We start from the raw sequence: 15,705 nt of genomic DNA on the forward strand, positions 1-15,705 counted from the left end.
CTGGTGAGCACCTCCCCACACCCCCACACCGCGCCCCGGCGGGCACGCATGGCCGGCCTGTTCGGCGCCCTGGCCGCCATCGTGGCCGCCGGCCTGAGCGGCTGCGCCCTCACCGGGCCGGCCCCGATGGCCGCCCCGACCGCCGCGCCCCTGCCTGCCCGCTGGCAGGCCGAGCCGGCGGCCCCAGACCACGCAGCCCTGCCCGCCGCTCTGGGCGACGAGGCCCTGCGGGCCGACCCCGAGTTGCAGGCCCTGCTGGAGCGTGCCGAAGCCGCCAACCGCGATCTCGTGCAGGCGGCGCTGCGCATCGAACAGGCGCGCACGCAGGCGGGGCTGAGCGAACTGCGCCTCACCCCCAGCGCGGGGTTGAACCGGGGCGCCAACCGCGCGCTGGATCCACCCGGCCCCCTGCCTGCCACCACCACCCGCAGCGTCGGCGCCAGCCTGGGCGTGGGCTACGAGCTCGACCTCTGGGGCCGACTGGCCGCCCTGCGCGGTGCCGATGCCGCGCAGCTGCGCGCCGCCGAAACCGACCAGCGCGCCGCGCGCCTGCTGCTGCGCCAGCGTGTGGCCGAAAGCTACTGGCAGCTGGCCGCCGCGCGCGAACAGGGCGCGCTGGCGCAGCAGCAGCTGCAGATCAACCGCGAGCTGCTGGCGGCCACCCGGCTGCGCGTGCAAGAGGGCAAGCTGCTGCCCATCGAGATCGACCGCGCTGCGGCCACGCTGCAGCAGGCCGAAGTGCGCCTGGCCGACCTGCAGGCCGATGGAGCGCAGCAGCGCCTGCAGCTGGCGCTGCTGCTGGACGAGCCACCCCCCGGGCCGCCGCTGCTGCGGCCGCGGCTGCCCGGCGCCGTGCCCGCCCCGTGGCGCATCGGCGCCAACCCGGCCACGGTGCTGGAACGCCGCCCCGATGTGCAGCGGGCCCGCGCGCAGGTCGACGCCGCGCTGGCCCGCAGCCAGGCCGCCGAAGCGCAGCGCTACCCGGCCCTGAGCTTCAGCGCCAGCCTGGGCACCGGCGGCAGCGCCGTGCGTGACTGGTTCAGCAACCCCGTGGCGGCGCTGGCCGGCAACCTGGTGGTGCCGCTCATCGACTGGCGCCGGCTCGACCTGCAGCGCGACGCCGCGCGCACCGAGCTGGAGCTGGCCGCGCTGAGCCTGCGCGAGACGGTGGCGCGGGCGCTGGTGGAAATCGAAGCCGCGCTCATCGACGGCCAGCGCCTGCAGCAGCAGCTGGACGCCAACGGCACACGGCTGCGCGAGGCACAGGCGGCCGAACGCGTGGCTGCGCTGCGGCTGGAAGTGGGTGCCATCGCGCGCGCCGATTTCCTGCAGGCCCAGAACGCGCGGCTGGAAGCCGAACAAGGCCGGCTGCAGCTGCAGCTTCGCGCCTGGCTGAACCGCGCGCAGCTGGCCCGCGCGCTGGCCCTGGGTTGAGCACGAAACCGGGCCCGGCCCTGCTGCCGCCCACGCGCCTGGCCGGCTCCCGCCCTTTGCGGGCGTTCGCAAGCGCCGGCCATCCGGCCATCCGGCGATCGGCCTGCCGTGTCGCGTCGCTGACCCGTCTTTCTCAGTTTGCCCCTGACACCACTGCCAAGTTCTTGATTGGACTCGCGGCCATCGGTGGTGGGCAGTTGCACGCCGACCATCTGCATGGTCTTGAACTTGGCCAGCACCTCGCGGGGTGTGGTGCCACCGGCCAGCGCCCGCAGCTTGGCCTTCGGGGTGACCTGCAGGCAGCATGCCAGGAAGGCCACGAAGATGTGGGCCTCGATGCGCGGCTCGGTCTTGTGGAAGGTCGGCCGGATGGCCCAGTCGTGCTTGATCTCCTTGAAGGCCTGCTCGACCTCGGTGAGCTGGATGTAGAACGTCCACAGCGCATCGGGCGCATGCGCCGTGAGCTTGGTTCGCAGCAGGTAGCGGCCTTCTGGTCTGCGCACCTGGCGCAGTTTCTGGAGATCCAGGCTGAATGGCGTTTTCTCGCTGGGGAATGCAGACGGACTTTGTTGTTGAGGCCGCGGGCCCGCAGCGCGCCTTGAGCGCCGGGCCGTGGCGCCGCACTTGGGCCGCGCTCAGGCCGCAGGCAACCGCAGCACGGCGCGCAGGCCGCCGCCCGGCGCGGGCTCCAGCGCGAGCCCGCCGCCGTACAGGCCGGCGAGCTCTTGAACGATGGCCAGCCCCAGGCCACTGCCGGGCACGGATTCGTCCAGCCGCGTGCCGCGTGCCAGCGCCGCCTCGCGCCGCTCGGGGGCGATGCCGGGGCCGTCGTCGTCCACCACCAGGCGCAGCCAGTGCCCCTCGGCCGTGGCACCGAGCCGCACGGTCTGCCGGGCCCACTTGCAGGCGTTGTCGACGAGGTTGCCGAGCATCTCCTGCAGGTCCTGCAGCTCGCCGCCGAAGTGCAGGCCCGGGGCGATGCCGTCGGCGCGCAGATCGAGCCCACGCCCGGCGTGCACGCGCTGCATCGCGCGCAGCAGGCCCTCGGCGGCCTCGCTCACCGAGGCGCGCACGCCTGGCCGGCCCTGCGTGCCGGCGGCGCGGGCCCGCTTGAGGTGCCAGTCCACCTGGCGTTGCGCCACCGCCACCTGCTCGCCCACCAGCGCGGCCAGCGCGGCCAGCGCGGCGGCGTCGGCACCCGGGCGGCGGGCCACCGCGGCGGCCTGGGCCAGCGCGGACAGCGGCGTCTTGATGGCATGGGCCAGATTGCCGGCCTGCGTGCGCGCACGCACCACGAGATCGTCGTTGCGGTCGAGCACGCGGTTGAAACCGTCCACCAGCGGCTGCACCTCGGCCGGCACGGCGCCGTCCAGGCGCGCGCTGCGGCCCTCGTGCAGCGCCAACAGCCCGCGCTGCAGCGCGCGCAGCGGGGCCAGGCCGACGGCCACCTGGGCCCAGGCTGCCAGCGCCAGCAGCACGCCCAGCGCGCCCAGCGACAGCATCAGCTGGCCGTCGAAGCGTTGCCGTGCGGCCTGCGTCTGGGCCCGATCGGCGGCCACGATCAGCCGCCAGGGTGACGACGGTGCCGCAGCGTCCAGCGCCACCGTGCGCTCCAGCGCGAGCAGCCGCGCGCCGTCGGGTCCAGGCAGCGTGTGGCGGTGCAGCTCGCCGTCGGCCAGCGCGTCGTCGGGCAGCGCCAACACGGCGTCCCACAGCGAGCGCGAGCGCAGCACGCCGCGCTGCACCACGCGGCCCTCGCTGCGGTCCACCCGGTCGACCTGCCAGTACAGGCCCGAATAGGGCTGCATCCAGCGCGGGTCGCTGAGCCTGGGGGCGTCGATCTGCGGCCGGCCCTGCGGGTCCACGGCCAGCTGCGCGGTGAGCTGGTCGAGCTGCGCCGTGAGCCCCTGGGCGAACTGCCGCGTCACCTGCTCGTCGAACAGCCGCGACAGCATCACGCCCGCCAGCCCCAGCGCCAAGGCCAGCGCCGCCACAGTGGCCAGCATCAGCCGCAGGTGCAGCGAACGGCGCCAGCGCATGCCGTTCAAGGCGCCGCCGCCGGCGCGCCGAGCCGGTAGCCCAGACCGCGCACCGTCTCGATGCTGTCGGGCGGCAGCTTGCGCCGCAAGCGCCCGACGAAGACCTCGATGGTGTTGCTGTCGCGGTCGAAGTCCTGGGCGTACAGGTGCTCGGTGAGCTCGCTGCGCGACACCACCGAGCCGGGCCGGTGCATCAGGTAGGCGAGCAGGCGGAACTCGTGCGCCGTCAGCACCACGGGCTGGCCGTTCACGCTGACGCGGCCGCTGCGCGTGTCCAGCTGCAGCGCGCCGTGCTGCAGCAGCGGCGAGGCCAGGCCCTGGGCGCGGCGGATGAGCGCGCGCACCCGGGCCAGCAGTTCTTCGTGGTGGAAGGGCTTGGTCAGGTAGTCGTCGGCGCCGGCATCGATGCCGTTGACCTTCTCGTGCCAGCCGTCGCGCGCCGTGAGGATGAGCACCGGCATCGTGCGCCCGGCCTCGCGCCAGCGCCGCAGCACACTCAGACCGTCGATCTGCGGCAGGCCGAGGTCCAGCACCACGGCATCGAAAGGCTCGTGCAGGCCCAGGTGCAGCGCGTCGCGGCCGTTGTCGGCCACGTCCACCGCATAGCCAGCCTCGGCCAGGCCCTCGCGCAGCGGCTCGCGCAGCGCGGGTTCGTCTTCCACCAGCAGCAGCCTCATGGCGACGCCGGGGGCGGCTCGGGCGGGGCGCCGGTCTCCCGCCCGCGTGCCTTGAGCACGGCACCCGTGGCCGCGTCGAGCTCCAGCTTCAGCAGCCGGCCGCCGGGCTGCAGGAGCTTCAGCTCGTAGACCCAGCGGCCGTCATCGTGTTCAAGCTCGACCTCCAGCACACGGCCCGGGTGGCTGCGCTGCAGGCGCTGCAAGAGCGTGGCCAGCGGCAGCACCTGGCCCGACTGCACGGCCGCGCGGGCGCGCTCGTGGTCGAGCCGATCGTCGCCAGCGTGGGCCGGCACGGCTGCCAACAGCAGCCCGGCGGCCACGACGACGCCACGCCGCAGCGGCCCAAGGGAGTGGAAGACGCGCAAGTGCACCACCCGATTGTCGACACCGGAATCTGAACGCGCCCTGAACGCCGCCTTCACCGCCGGTTCAGGCCGGGTTCGAAGAATGAGCCTCATCGATACCGCCCGAGACCCCACCATGCGCACCCACCCCCAGCCCGTCTTGATCCTGGCCCTGCTGTGGGCGAGCCTGCCGGCCTGGGCCGGCGACACCACGCCCGCCCAGCAGCTGGAGCGCTTCAGTGCCGCAGCCGGCGCGCCGGGCCAGCCCGAACCCGGCCGCGTGTTCTTCGGCAGCCGGCACGGCGGCGAGTGGTCCTGCGCCTCGTGCCATCACGCACCGCCCACGCGGCCGGGTCAGCACGCGGGCACCGGCAAGACCTTGGAGCCGCTGGCGCCGTCCTTCAACCCGCGCGCCTTCACCGACAGCGCCAAGGTCGACAAGTGGTTGCGCCGCAACTGCAAGGACGTGCTGCAGCGCGAATGCAGCGCCCGCGAGAAGGCCGACGTGATGGCTTACCTGACGAGCCTGCAATGAGCACGCAAGCGAGCAAGTCCACCATGAACATCCCCCTCGTCGCCGCCACGCTGAGCCTGCTGGCCCTGGCCGCGCCCCGCGCCCTGGCCGACAGCCCGCTGATGCCACTGCGCGTGCCAGCGGCCTACTCGCAGGAGTGCGGCGCCTGCCACACGGCCTACCCGCCCGCGCTGCTGCCGGCGCGCTCGTGGCAGCGGCTGATGAGCGGGCTCGGGCAGCACTACGGCAGCGACGCCACGCTCGACCCCAAGACCCTGGCCGATCTCTGCGGCTGGCTGCAGCAGCACGCCGGCACCGCAAGGCGCGTGGCCGAAGAGCCGCCGCAAGACCGCATCACGCGCTCGGCCTGGTTCGAGCGCCAGCACCGCAAGGTCGACCCCGCGGTCTGGAAACTCCCCAGCGTCAAGAGCGCCGCGCAGTGCGCGGCCTGCCACGGCGGTGCCGGGCAGGGCCGCTTTGGCGACGACGAACTGATCACCCCCGCCGGCCTGAGCCAGCGCCAACGCCGCGCCTGGGCCGACTGACCGCCTGTGAAGGACACCCCCATGAGCACAACCACCGTTCCCGCCAGCCCCGACCGCCCCGCGGGCACGCCGCCCGGCGCGCGCGCAGCACACACCGGCAGCCGCCGCATCGTCGACGCGCCCACGCGCCTGGCCCACGCGCTGATCGCGCTCAGCTTCCTCGGCGCCTACCTCAGCGCCGAAGGCGAGCGCTGGCGGGCGCTGCACGTCACGCTGGGTTATGTGCTCGCGGGCGCGCTGGCCTTTCGTCTGGTCTACGGGCTCGTGGGCCCGCGACAGGCCCGCGTGGCGATGTGGTTCCGCAAGCTGGCGGCCGCGCCGTCCTGGCTGCGCGGCACGGCCCGGGCGCTGCGCGGGGCGCAGCCCGATGCCGTGGCCTGGCACCAAGGCCAGAACCTGCTGATGGCCGCCATGATCGCGGCACTGCCGCTGCTGTTGCTGCCGCTGCTGCTGAGCGGCCTGGCACCCCATCTCGACTGGGTGACGGGCGGCCTGGCCGATGCGCTGTCGGAGCTGCACGAGGCGCTCGGCGAGGGCCTGCTCGTGCTGGCGGGGGCCCACGTCGGCCTGATCGCGGTCTTGAGCCTGCTGCGGCGCCAGAACCAGGCCCGGCCCATGCTTGACGGCCGCGTGCCCGGAAACGGCCCGGACCTCGCGAAGCGCAACCACGGCTGGCTCGCCGCGCTGCTGCTGGCCGCCGCGCTCGGCTTCATGGCCTGGCAGTGGCAGACGACACCCGGCGGTCTGCTGCCCTCAGGTGGGGCGGCTGGAGCCTCCAGCTTCAGCGGGCAGCGCGGGCTCGGCGCCGACGACGACTGAACAGGCGCTGCCAGGGCCCTGGGCCGCCCCGGCGCGGGCGCGGTTCATGTCGACACAGGCTCTCAGGCCACCAGCCGCCCGACGATCACCGTGGCCCACGCCGCCGCCGCCAGCAGCAGCGCCCCCATCACCGCGGCGCTGCCCAGGTCCTTGGCGCGGCCCAGGCGCTCGCGCTCGCCCAGCGAGATCTCGTCGGCCAGCGCCTCGAGCGCCGAGTTCAGCAACTCGACGATCCACACCAGAACCACGCTGGCCGCCAGCAACAGCGCCTCTTGCGCGCTGCGGCCCACCCAGGGCGCGGCCAGCAGCAGCGGCAGCCCGAGCAGCAGCTCCTGCCGGAACGCCGCCTCGTGGCGCACGGCGGCCCGCAGGCCGCGCCACGAGTAGCCCGCGGCCCGGGTGATGCGGCCCAGGCCGCCACGGCTCTTGAACGGGCTGTGTTCGGCGCTCACGGCAGGCCCAGCTCCAGATCGGCGGCAAAGCCGCTGGCCACCGCCGGCAGCACCAGGCGCCCGCCGTGCGCGCGGGCCACGCGGTCGGCCAGCATCAGGCCCAGTCCGCCAGTGTCGGCGTAGCGTGCCTCGGCCAGCGCCTGGGCGAGCTCGTCGCGGCGCTCGGGCGCAACGCCGCGGCCGTCGTCACGCACCTGCAGCACCCTGCCGCCGCCGGCCACGGACAGTTGCACCTCGCGCGCGCCGTGACGCTGCGCGTTGTCCAGCAGGTTCAGCAGCGCAGCGGCCAGCAGGTCGGCGTCGGCATCGATCAGGCCACCGGGCTCGGCCCGCACCGCCAGCGCAAACGGCGGCAGGCGCCGCACCAAGTCATCCAGGGGCACGGCGGCACGCTGCAGGGCGGCCTGGCCGTCGGCGCTGCGGAACAGGCCCAGCAAGGCCGCCACCACGTGCTGCAGCCGTGCCGCCGCGCCGCGCACACGCACCAGCCGCTCGGCCAGCTCGGGCGGCGCCATCCGGGCCGCCACGGCGAGCTGCGCATCGATGCCGGCCAGCGGCGTGCGCAGCGCATGCGCGGCGTGGGCGGCGAAGGCCTGCTCGCTGGCCAGGCGCTGGGCCAGGCGGCCGGCCAGGTCTTCGAGCGCCCGGTGCACGGGGACGAGCTCGGCGCGCTCAGGCTCGCCCAGGGCGGCGGTGCGGCCATCCGGCACCGGCCATCCGGCCAGCCGCTGAGACAGCTGCTGGAGCGGCTGCAACTCCTGCCGCACCCGCGCGCGCAGCCAGAACTGCCCCAGCAGGCCCACGGCCAGTGCCGCCAGCACGGCGCCCAGCGCCACCTCGGCGCGCGCCTCGTTGCGTTCGTCGCGCGTCTGCGCGGCGTAAACCACGCGGCCGTCGCGGGCGGCGGCCAGGCCAAAGACGCGCCAGCCGGGCGCGTCGGCATAACCCATCTTCGGCGCGCCGTGCCAGGCGGCCTCGGGTGCGCGCGCCGAGCGTCGCAGCACACGCCCGTCAGCGGCCACGAGCTGCCACGCAAAGTGTTCGACCGCCACGCTCCCGCTGGGCAGCGCCACCTCCTCGTCGTGTTCGGCCATCAGGGCCGCCATCAGCTCGGCCGACGCCCGCAGCGCCTCGTCGAGCAGCTCATCGACCTCGTGCGCCGCGGCCAGCCACACCGCCAGCCCCACGGCCATGCCCCAGGCCAGCGCCCAGCCGAGCACGGCGCGGGCCAGCCGGGTGGCGATCGACGGGGGCAATGGCAGCGCTGGCATCGCGGCTCAGGGCCTGGCGACGCGGTAGCCCAGGCCGCGCACGGTCTCGATCAGTTCGCGGCCGAGCTTGCGCCGCAGCGCCGAGACGTGCACCTCCAGCGCGTTGCTCGCCAGCTCCGACTCGAAGCCCAGCACCAGCTTCTCGAGCTCGGTCTTCGGGACGAGGCGGCCGGCGCGCAGCACCAGCGCCTCCAGCACCGCCCACTCGCGGGCGGTGAGGTCCACGCGCGTGCCGCCCAGCACGGCCGCGTGCGCCTGCAGGTCCAGCGTCACATCCTGCCACTGCCACAGCGCGGTGGCGGCGCCGCCGCTGCGGCGGGCCACGGCGCGCAGCCGGGCCGCCAGCTCCTCGGGTGCGAAGGGCTTGATGAGGTAATCGTCGGCGCCTGCGTCCAGGCCCTCGATGCGGTGCGTCAGCCGGTCGCGCGCCGTGAGCATGAGTGCCGGTGTGCGGTCGCCGCGGCTGCGTCGGCCGCGCAGCCAATCCATGCCCGAGCCGTCGGGCAGCTGCCAGTCCACCAGCAGCGCGTCGAAGGGCTCGCCGGCCATGGCCAGCGTGTCCTGCAGGCAGCGGCACCACTCGACGACATGCCCGTCGGCCGCGAGCCAGTCGCGCAGGCCCTCGCCGAGCAAGGGGTCGTCTTCGAGCAGCAGGAGTCTCATCGCCATCCGTGTTTCGCGCGGACGCTACCACCGCGCACCGCCGCCGAGCCTGCCGCCCCGCGCTGAAGCCCTGCTGAAGGCCCTGCAGGGGCCGGGTTCAGGCTGGCTTCAGCGCCCCAGTGGCCAATCGCGCCATGAGCCCGAACCCCGCCTTGAAGCCGGAGCGCTTCGTGATCCGAGCCAGCGTCGAGCAGCTGGTGCTGGCGGCGTCGCTGTTCTGGCTGCTCGCCGGCAACCGGGGCTTTCTGGCGGCGGCGCTGCACGGCCGGCCTCTGCTGTCGGCGTCGGCGGCCGGCCTGGCGCTGGCACTGGTGGCGCTGCACGCGCTGATGCTGGGCCTGGTGGCGCAGCGCCACACCATCAAGCCGCTGCTGGCGCTGCTGACGCTGGCGACCGCGCTGTCTGCCTGGTACGACAGCCGCTACGGGGTCGTGCTCGACCCCTCGATGGTGCGCAACGTTCTGCGCACCGACTTCGCCGAGGCCTCGGAGCTGGTCGGCGCGTCGCTGCTGCTGCACCTGGTGCTGTATGCGGTGCTGCCGGTGGCCCTGCTGTGGCGCGTGGAGCTGCTGCCGCGCCGCAGTTGGCGCCACGCGCTGGGGGCGCGGGCGCTGCTGCTGCTGGGCTCGGCGGCCGTGCTGGTGGGCGCCGTGCTGGCCAGCTATCAGCCGCTGTCGGCGCTGATGCGCAACGACCGCTCTCTGCGCTACCGCATCGCACCGGCCAATCTGCTGTGGTCCTCGGGCGCGGTGATGGCGGCTGACTTGAAGGGCGCCGCCAGACCGCGCGTGCCCATCGGCCTGGACGCCCGCCCCGGGCCGGCAGCCGCCGCACGCCAGCGGCCACTGGTGCTGTTGATGGTGGTGGGCGAGACCGCACGCGCCGCCAGCTGGGGCCTGAGCCGAGGCCCAGGCGCCGATGGCCGCGACACGACACCACGCCTGCGCACGCTGCCGGTCCTGGACTTCGGCGCCGTGCAGGCCTGCGGCACCCACACCGAGGTCAGCGTGCCCTGCCTGTTTGCGCCCGTGGGCCGGCGCGACTACGACGAGGGTCGCATCCGCGGCCAGGAGTCGCTGCTGCACCTGCTGGCGCGCGCGGGCGTGGCGGTGCACTGGCGCGACAACCAGAGCGGCTGCAAGGGCGTCTGCGACGGGCTGCCCGGCGACCAGGCCAGCGCTGCCACGGCGCCAGGCCTGTGCGAGGGCGACCGCTGCCTCGACGAGGCGCTGTTCGCGGACCTCGACGCACGGCTGCAGCGCCTGGCCGGCAGCGGCGGCGGCACGCAGCTGTGGGTGCTGCACATGCTGGGCAACCACGGGCCGGCCTACTTCAGGCGCCACCCGGCGGCCTTCACGGCCTACACGCCCGAGTGCCGCGACGAGGACCTGAGCCGGTGCACGCCCGAGAGCATCATCAACGCCTACGACAACGCGCTGCGCTACACCGACGACATGCTGGCGCGTGCCATCGAACGGCTGAGCGCGCATGCGGGCAAGGTCGATTCGGCGCTGCTGTACGTGTCCGACCACGGCGAGTCGCTGGGCGAGCACGGGCTGTACCTGCACGGCCTGCCCTACGCCATCGCCCCCGACGTGCAGAAGCAGGTGCCGATGCTGTTCTGGGCCTCGGCCGGGTTCGAACGTGGCGCGGGCCTCGATGCCGGCTGCATCGACGGGCCGCTGCGCACCCGCGCTCGGGCCCACGGTGTGGCCCACGATCACGTCTTCCACACGGTGCTGGGGCTGCTCGACGTGCGGACGGCCCTGCACGAGCCATCGCTGGACCTGGTGGCGGGGTGCCGTGGTGGCAACCCGGCTCCGCCATGAGCCCGCCCGGCCGTCCGAAGGGCGAATCCCGCAGTGCGAAGCACGAAGGGTCTCCAATTCGCCCGCCCGGCCGTCCGAAGGGCGAATCCCGCAGTGCGAAGCACGAAGGGTCTCCAATTCGCCCGCCCGGCCGTCCGAAGGGCGAATCCCGCAGTGCCAAGCACAAGGGGTCCCCGGTGAACGCGGCCGACCGAATCCGCGGTCGCGACCTGCTCTGGCTTGGGCTCGCGCTGCTGGCGCTGCTGGCCTGGGAGGCCGGCGGCGGTGACCTTGCGCTCAGCGCCTGGGCTGGCGGCCGCGCCGGCTTTCCGCTGCGCGAGCCGGGCAGCTGGGCCAGCGGGCTGCACGAGGCGGGGCGCTGGCTGAGTGGTTTGGCCCTCGGTGCACTGCTGCTGGACGCGGCCTGGCCGCAGCCGCCCTGGCGCAATCCGCATGGTGCAGGCGACCTGACGGCGCGTCGAGGGGTCGCTCTGGCCACGGTGGCCACGCTGCTGGCCGTGCCGGCACTGAAGCGCGTCAGCCAGACCAGCTGCCCCTGGGACGTGGTCGACTTCGGCGGCCGGGTGCCCTGGGTGTCGCATTGGGCCTGGACGGTGTTCGACGGCGGGCCCGGTCACTGCTTTCCCTCGGGGCATGCCGTCGCGGCCTTTGCCTTCTATGTGCCGGCGCTGGCCTGGCGGCGGTCGCACCCGCGTGCGGCGGTCGCGGCCTTTGCCGCTGCCAGCCTGGGCGGCGCCGTGTTCGGCGCCACGCAGCTGCTGCGCGGCGCCCACTATCTCAGTCATGTGCTGTGGTCGGCGTGGCTGTGCGCCGCCGTGGCCGTGGGCGTGAGCGCCTTTGTGGCGCGAGCCACGTCTTCAGGTGGGCTTCAGCCCCGGGGTTTGTCATCCCGGCCGCCGCCTGGATCGCCGTACGATCGTGGCGCCTGAACATTGTCGCCCCCTGTCAGGAGCACCCCATGAGCACCCGCCGCCAGTTCGTTCAATGGATCCCCGTCGCCGCCTGCGGCATGGCCACGGTGCCCGCAGCCCGGGCACAGACCAGCCTGGTGGACGAGAAAGGCCCGCAAGCGTCCGCGCTGGGCTACGTGGCCGACGCCACCAAGGCCGACAAGGCCAAGTACAAGCAATACGCCGCCGGCCAGGCTTGCGCGAACTGCGCGCTGTACCAGGGCAAGCCCGCCGACGCCGCGGCGACCTGCCCGCTGTTTGCCGGCAAGCAGGTCGCTGCCAAGGGCTGGTGCAGCGCCTACGCCAAGAAGGGGTGAGAGCCGGCGCCGGGGCCAGCCTGCGCCGGGTGAGCAGGCTCGACGACACGCTCATCGAGGGCCTGGCCGCGCTCACCGTCGACTGCGTCGACGGCGGTGCCTCGATCGGCTTCATGCACCCCTTGTCGCCGGCCCAGGCGCGCTCCTTCTGGCAGCGCGTGGCCGCCGGCCTGCTCAGCGGTGAACGCGCGCTGCTCGTGGCCGAAGACGGCGCCGGCGTCGTCGGTACGGTGCAGTTGATCGTCGGCCAGCCCGACAACCAAGCGCACCGCGCCGACCTCGCCAAGCTGCAGGTGCACCGCCGCGCACGCCACCGCGGCCTGGGCGAGGACTTGATGCGCGCCGCCGAGGCCCTGGCATCCGACTGCGGCAAGACGCTGCTGGTGCTGGACACCGTTACCGGCAGCGACGCCGACCGCCTCTACACCCGCCTGGGCTGGCAGCGCGTGGGCGAGATCCCCGACTACGCGCTCTGGCCGCATGGCGGCCCCTGCCCGACGACGATCTTCTACAAGCGCGTGGTCGGGACGGGCGCGCCGCTCGGGCGGTCCGGCACATAGGTGCGCGCTGGGAGAACACCCAGCGCTCCGACAGCTAAAACACAGCGTGCTCGCGGCGCTGATCGCCGACCTCACCGCGCAGCAGCGCCGCGCAGTGGTCTTCGAGCCGGTCGCGGCCATGTTCGGGCGTGGCGTGGGCATCGTAGACGCCGCGCGCGGCGTCCCAGACCAGCATCGACTCGGTGGCGTAGTAGCGGCCGATGCGCGCCAGCTCGGCCTTGGTGCGCAGCGGCGGCCACACCCGGCCGGCCAGCGCCAGGGCCCGAGCGATGCCGTCGAGCAGCTTCACGGGCACCTGCCTCACGCGCACGTCGCGGCCGAGCAGGCGCGACAGCATCGCCACCTGATCCAGCGGCGCGATCGCCGGGCCCGGGCCGCCGATGGGAAGCACGCGGTCGTGGCGCGCCGGCTCGTCGATGCAGCCGGCCAGGTAGTCGGCCAGGTCGCGGTCGCTGATGGGCTTGCAGGCGGTGAGCCGGCCATCGCCGAACACCAGGAAGGGCTTGCCGGCCCGCACGCGCGCCACCTGGCCCGACAGCGACTTGAAGAAGGCCGTGGGCCGCACGATGCTGAAGCGCAGCCCCGAGGCCCGCAGCTCGGCCTCGAAGGCGAGCTTGGCCTGCTGGAAGGCCAGCCTGGGCTTTTGCACACACAGCGCCGACAGCAGCACCACGTGCTGCACGCCGTGCTCGCGCACGGCACCGAGCGCCTGGCTGTGCGCGCGGTGGTCCACGGCCCAGGCGTCGGCCGGCTCGCCGGTGCGCGAGGCCAGACACGACAGCCAGACATCGAAGCGCTCGCCGCGCAGGCCGTCGCGCGCCAGGGCGGCGGCATCCAGCACGTCGGCCTCGCGCACGCTGCAGCTGCTGGCCCACGCGGCGCGCGGCGCGCTGCCGGGCCGCACGATCGCCACGACCTCGTGGCCGCGCTGGCACAGCGCCTGCACCGTGGCGCGGCCGATGGTGCCGGTGGCGCCGGTGACCAGCACGCGCGTCGGCACGACACTCACACCACGCGCTCCACCGACACCGCGTGCCGCGGCCGGCCCTCGGCCTCGAAGGCGTCGAGGTTGTCGATCGTGGTGTGGGCGATGGCGGCCAGGGCCTCTTCGGTGAAGAAGCCCTGGTGGCCGGTGATGACGACGTTCGGGAAGGTCAGCAGCCGCGCGAAGACATCGTCGCGCAGCACCTCGGCGCTGAGGTCGCGGAAGAACAGGTCGCCTTCTTCCTCGTAGACGTCCAGGCCCAGGCTGCCGAGCTGGCCGGACTTCAGCGCCCGGATCACGGCGCGCGTGTCGACCACGCCGCCGCGGCTGGTGTTGACAAGCATCGCGCCGCGCTTCATCTGCGCCAGCGCCCTGGCGTCGATCAGGTGCTGCGTCTCGGGGGTGAGCGGGCAGTGCAGGCTGACGATGTCACTGGCCGCCAGCAGCTCGGGCAGCGGCACGTAGCGCGCGCCCAAAGCCAGGCAGGCCGGCTCCTGGACCGGTGCGTGGGCCAGCAGGGTGCAGCCGAAGCCGGCCATGATGCGCGCGAAGGCGCTGCCGATCTGCCCGGTGCCCACCACGCCCACGGTGCGGCCCACGAGGTCGAAGCCGAGCAGGCCGTCGAGCGCGAAGTTGCCCTCGCGCACGCGGGCATAGGCCTTGTGGATCTTGCGGTTGAGCGTGAGCACCAGCGCCACCGTGTGCTCGGCCACGGCGTGCGGCGAGTAGGCCGGCACGCGCCCGACGGCGATGCCCAGCTCGGCCGCTGCGGCGAGATCGACATGGTTGAAGCCGGCCGAGCGCAGCACCACCAGGCGCACGCCGCGGCCGTGCAGCCGCTTCAGCACCTCGGCGTCGAGGCAATCGTTGACGAAGGCACACACGGCGTCGGCCTGTCCTGCCGCGGCCACGGTGGCGGGCTCGAGGCGCGCCTCCAGGAAGGCCAGCCGGTGGCGGCCGGCGGCGTTGGCGCGCTCCAGGAAGTCGCGGTCGTAGCGGCGGGTGCTGTAGACGGCAAGGTGCATCGGTGGCTCGGTGAGGGCGGACAAGCAGCCCGCACCGTAGCACGCCTTCGTCACGCGACCGCATCCGGGCGCGCCACGGGCGGGGCGCGGCCCTCACGGGCTCTCAGGGCCGGACCAAGCCCTGCGCCAGCAGCGAGCGCGCGCAGTCCAGGATGCTGTCCTCCTCGGCGCGCGTCTTCCAGCCCAGCACCGCGAGCGTGTGCGCCGCGCTGTGGTGGCGCACCGAGCCCAGCTCGCTGGCGGCGGCGCGCGCCACGGCGCTGAAGGGCGCCGCGAGCCGCATCACCCAGTCGGGCAGCGTGCGCGTGGGCACACGGCCGGCGCGCGGCCCCAGGCCGGCCCGCAGCACCGCCGCCACCTCGGCCAGCTTGAAAAAGCGGCCCGAGGCGATGAAGCGCTCGCCGGCCAGGCCCGGCGCAGTGAGCGCACGCTCGTGCAGCTCGGCCACGTCGCGCACGTCGACGATGCCGAAGCCGATGTCGGGGCAGGCGCGCACCCGGCCGTCGAGCAGCATCTTCACCAGCACCACCGAGGCCGAGTAGTCGCCGCTCCACACCGGCCCGAGCACCACCGAGGGATTGATGGTGCACAGCTCCAGGCCGCCGCCCTCGGCCGCGACCCAGTCGCGCGCGGCGCGCTCGGCGATCGTCTTGCTCAGGATGTAGGGCGTGAGACCGGGCCGCGTGGTGTCGGTCCAGTCGGCCTCGGTGCACCGGTGCTCGCCGCGGCCGCGGCCGTAGGCGATGGCCGCGACCGACGAGGTCATCACCACGCGCCGGGCGCCGGCATCGCGGGCGGCGCGCAGCAGGCGCAGCGCGCCGTCACGCGCCGGCACGACCAGCTCGTCGGCGTGCCGCGGCACGCCGCGCGGCAGCGGTGACGCAAGGTGGGCCACCTGCGCGCAGCCGGCAGCGGCCTCGGCCCAGCCGGCGTCGGACGTGAGGTCGGCCTCGAAGACGCGCAGCCGCTCGCCGCCGTCGCCACCCTGGGCCGCCAACAGCGCGCGCAGCGGCGCCTCGCGCTCGCGTCGGCGCACGGTGGTGTGCACGGTGAGGCCGGCATCGAGCAGACGGCGGATCAGGAAGCCGGCGATATAGCCGCTGCCACCGGTGACCAGCACGCGCCGGCCGGGCTCGGAGCCACCGGGGGAGCGCCGTGGGTCGTCCAGATTCCTCATCGGGCCATCCTAGGAGCGTGGGCGGCAGAAATCCAGCCCCGCGCCGGGGCGGCCATAGCCAGGATCTTCTGGCCCCGAGGGCACCAGGTTCCTAGACTGCAGGT

Annotated in this window: 18 protein-coding genes; 9 read left to right on the top strand and 9 right to left on the bottom strand. The window is 74.2% G+C overall.

Features of this window, described 5'->3' with window-relative positions; genetic code table 11:
- Positions 1-3 precede the first annotated feature (3 nt).
- Complete coding sequence (locus KA711_01630; protein MCM0607686.1) at positions 4-1,434, top strand: TolC family protein; 1,431 nt, start codon at positions 4-6, stop codon at positions 1,432-1,434.
- On the top strand, positions 1,431-2,036 hold the full coding sequence (locus KA711_01635; GenBank protein ID MCM0607687.1) for a hypothetical protein: 606 nt from the start codon (positions 1,431-1,433) through the stop codon (positions 2,034-2,036). The genes KA711_01630 and KA711_01635 overlap by 4 nt, the downstream gene beginning before the upstream one ends.
- Positions 2,037-2,069: 33 nt before the next feature.
- Here the strand turns inward: KA711_01635 and KA711_01640 are convergent, their stop codons facing one another.
- From KA711_01640 to KA711_01650, 3 genes are read right to left on the bottom strand one after another with little or no spacing between them, the layout of a single operon-like run.
- Positions 2,070-3,473, bottom strand: a complete 1,404-nt coding sequence (locus tag KA711_01640) for a sensor histidine kinase (GenBank protein ID MCM0607688.1) — start codon at positions 3,471-3,473, stop codon at positions 2,070-2,072.
- A gap of 5 nt (positions 3,474-3,478) precedes the next feature.
- A complete protein-coding gene (locus tag KA711_01645; protein ID MCM0607689.1) occupies positions 3,479-4,150 on the bottom strand; it encodes a response regulator transcription factor in 672 nt (223 codons plus the stop codon).
- Positions 4,147-4,608: a PepSY domain-containing protein gene (locus tag KA711_01650; GenBank protein ID MCM0607690.1), complete on the bottom strand. Its 462-nt coding sequence runs from the start codon at positions 4,606-4,608 to the stop codon at positions 4,147-4,149. Before KA711_01650 ends, KA711_01645 begins: the two co-directional genes overlap by 4 nt.
- Before the next feature lie 22 nt (positions 4,609-4,630).
- Between KA711_01650 and KA711_01655 the strand changes: the two genes are divergently transcribed.
- The 3 genes from KA711_01655 to KA711_01665 are packed head-to-tail and all read left to right on the top strand — an operon-like array spanning position 4,631 to position 6,372.
- On the top strand, positions 4,631-5,029 hold the full coding sequence (locus KA711_01655; GenBank protein ID MCM0607691.1) for a DUF1924 domain-containing protein: 399 nt from the start codon (positions 4,631-4,633) through the stop codon (positions 5,027-5,029).
- Positions 5,030-5,052: 23 nt separating this feature from the next.
- Positions 5,053-5,553, top strand: a complete 501-nt coding sequence (locus KA711_01660; protein ID MCM0607692.1) for a diheme cytochrome c — start codon at positions 5,053-5,055, stop codon at positions 5,551-5,553.
- Positions 5,554-5,574: 21 nt separating this feature from the next.
- Positions 5,575-6,372 (top strand): cytochrome b/b6 domain-containing protein, encoded by a 798-nt coding sequence (locus KA711_01665; protein MCM0607693.1) that lies wholly within the window; start codon positions 5,575-5,577, stop codon positions 6,370-6,372.
- A gap of 62 nt (positions 6,373-6,434) precedes the next feature.
- On the opposite strand, the gene KA711_01670 is transcribed toward KA711_01665, so the two are convergent.
- From KA711_01670 to KA711_01680, 3 genes are read right to left on the bottom strand one after another with little or no spacing between them, the layout of a single operon-like run.
- Positions 6,435-6,824, bottom strand: a complete 390-nt coding sequence (locus KA711_01670; protein ID MCM0607694.1) for a diacylglycerol kinase — start codon at positions 6,822-6,824, stop codon at positions 6,435-6,437.
- A complete protein-coding gene (locus KA711_01675; protein ID MCM0607695.1) occupies positions 6,821-8,095 on the bottom strand; it encodes a HAMP domain-containing histidine kinase in 1,275 nt (424 codons plus the stop codon). The genes KA711_01670 and KA711_01675 overlap by 4 nt, the downstream gene beginning before the upstream one ends.
- A gap of 6 nt (positions 8,096-8,101) precedes the next feature.
- A complete protein-coding gene (locus KA711_01680; protein ID MCM0607696.1) occupies positions 8,102-8,758 on the bottom strand; it encodes a response regulator transcription factor in 657 nt (218 codons plus the stop codon).
- Positions 8,759-8,892: 134 nt separating this feature from the next.
- On the opposite strand from KA711_01680, the gene KA711_01685 reads away from it, so the two are divergent.
- From KA711_01685 to KA711_01700, 4 genes are all read left to right on the top strand, one after another.
- A complete protein-coding gene (locus KA711_01685; protein MCM0607697.1) occupies positions 8,893-10,587 on the top strand; it encodes a DUF1705 domain-containing protein in 1,695 nt (564 codons plus the stop codon).
- 176 nt (positions 10,588-10,763) lie between these two features.
- Entirely contained in the window at positions 10,764-11,516 is a 753-nt protein-coding gene (locus KA711_01690; GenBank protein ID MCM0607698.1) for a phosphatase PAP2 family protein, read from the top strand.
- 29 nt (positions 11,517-11,545) lie between these two features.
- Positions 11,546-11,854 carry a high-potential iron-sulfur protein gene (locus tag KA711_01695; GenBank protein ID MCM0607699.1) on the top strand — a complete coding sequence of 103 codons (309 nt, stop codon included), beginning with the start codon at positions 11,546-11,548 and terminating at the stop codon, positions 11,852-11,854.
- Between the two features lie 29 nt (positions 11,855-11,883).
- A complete protein-coding gene (locus KA711_01700; protein ID MCM0607700.1) occupies positions 11,884-12,414 on the top strand; it encodes a GNAT family N-acetyltransferase in 531 nt (176 codons plus the stop codon).
- A 34-nt stretch (positions 12,415-12,448) separates the two neighbouring features.
- On the opposite strand, the gene KA711_01705 is transcribed toward KA711_01700, so the two are convergent.
- From KA711_01705 to KA711_01715, 3 genes are all read right to left on the bottom strand, one after another.
- Complete coding sequence (locus KA711_01705) at positions 12,449-13,414, bottom strand: NAD(P)H-binding protein (protein ID MCM0607701.1); 966 nt, start codon at positions 13,412-13,414, stop codon at positions 12,449-12,451.
- Between the two features lie 5 nt (positions 13,415-13,419).
- Complete coding sequence (locus KA711_01710; protein ID MCM0607702.1) at positions 13,420-14,424, bottom strand: 2-hydroxyacid dehydrogenase; 1,005 nt, start codon at positions 14,422-14,424, stop codon at positions 13,420-13,422.
- 103 nt (positions 14,425-14,527) lie between these two features.
- Complete coding sequence (locus KA711_01715; GenBank protein ID MCM0607703.1) at positions 14,528-15,601, bottom strand: NAD-dependent epimerase/dehydratase family protein; 1,074 nt, start codon at positions 15,599-15,601, stop codon at positions 14,528-14,530.
- Positions 15,602-15,705: the final 104 nt, after the last annotated feature.

The organism is Ideonella sp. WA131b (assembly GCA_023657425.1).
In the GTDB taxonomy this organism is placed as follows: domain Bacteria; phylum Pseudomonadota; class Gammaproteobacteria; order Burkholderiales; family Burkholderiaceae_C; genus Rubrivivax.

Excerpts from the sequence above, each read along its gene's own strand:
- KA711_01640 (MCM0607688.1), bottom strand. The coding sequence starts at position 3,473 with ATGCGCTGGCGCCGTTCGCTGCACCTGCGGCTGATGCTGGCCACTGTG.
- KA711_01645 (MCM0607689.1), bottom strand. The coding sequence starts at position 4,150 with ATGAGGCTGCTGCTGGTGGAAGACGAACCCGCGCTGCGCGAGCCGCTG.
- KA711_01650 (MCM0607690.1), bottom strand. The coding sequence starts at position 4,608 with ATGAGGCTCATTCTTCGAACCCGGCCTGAACCGGCGGTGAAGGCGGCG.
- KA711_01655 (MCM0607691.1), top strand. The coding sequence starts at position 4,631 with ATGCGCACCCACCCCCAGCCCGTCTTGATCCTGGCCCTGCTGTGGGCG.
- KA711_01660 (MCM0607692.1), top strand. The coding sequence starts at position 5,053 with ATGAACATCCCCCTCGTCGCCGCCACGCTGAGCCTGCTGGCCCTGGCC.
- KA711_01665 (MCM0607693.1), top strand. The coding sequence starts at position 5,575 with ATGAGCACAACCACCGTTCCCGCCAGCCCCGACCGCCCCGCGGGCACG.
- KA711_01675 (MCM0607695.1), bottom strand. The coding sequence starts at position 8,095 with ATGCCAGCGCTGCCATTGCCCCCGTCGATCGCCACCCGGCTGGCCCGC.
- KA711_01680 (MCM0607696.1), bottom strand. The coding sequence starts at position 8,758 with ATGAGACTCCTGCTGCTCGAAGACGACCCCTTGCTCGGCGAGGGCCTG.
- KA711_01685 (MCM0607697.1), top strand. The coding sequence starts at position 8,893 with ATGAGCCCGAACCCCGCCTTGAAGCCGGAGCGCTTCGTGATCCGAGCC.
- KA711_01695 (MCM0607699.1), top strand. The coding sequence starts at position 11,546 with ATGAGCACCCGCCGCCAGTTCGTTCAATGGATCCCCGTCGCCGCCTGC.
- KA711_01710 (MCM0607702.1), bottom strand. The coding sequence starts at position 14,424 with ATGCACCTTGCCGTCTACAGCACCCGCCGCTACGACCGCGACTTCCTG.
- KA711_01715 (MCM0607703.1), bottom strand. The coding sequence starts at position 15,601 with ATGAGGAATCTGGACGACCCACGGCGCTCCCCCGGTGGCTCCGAGCCC.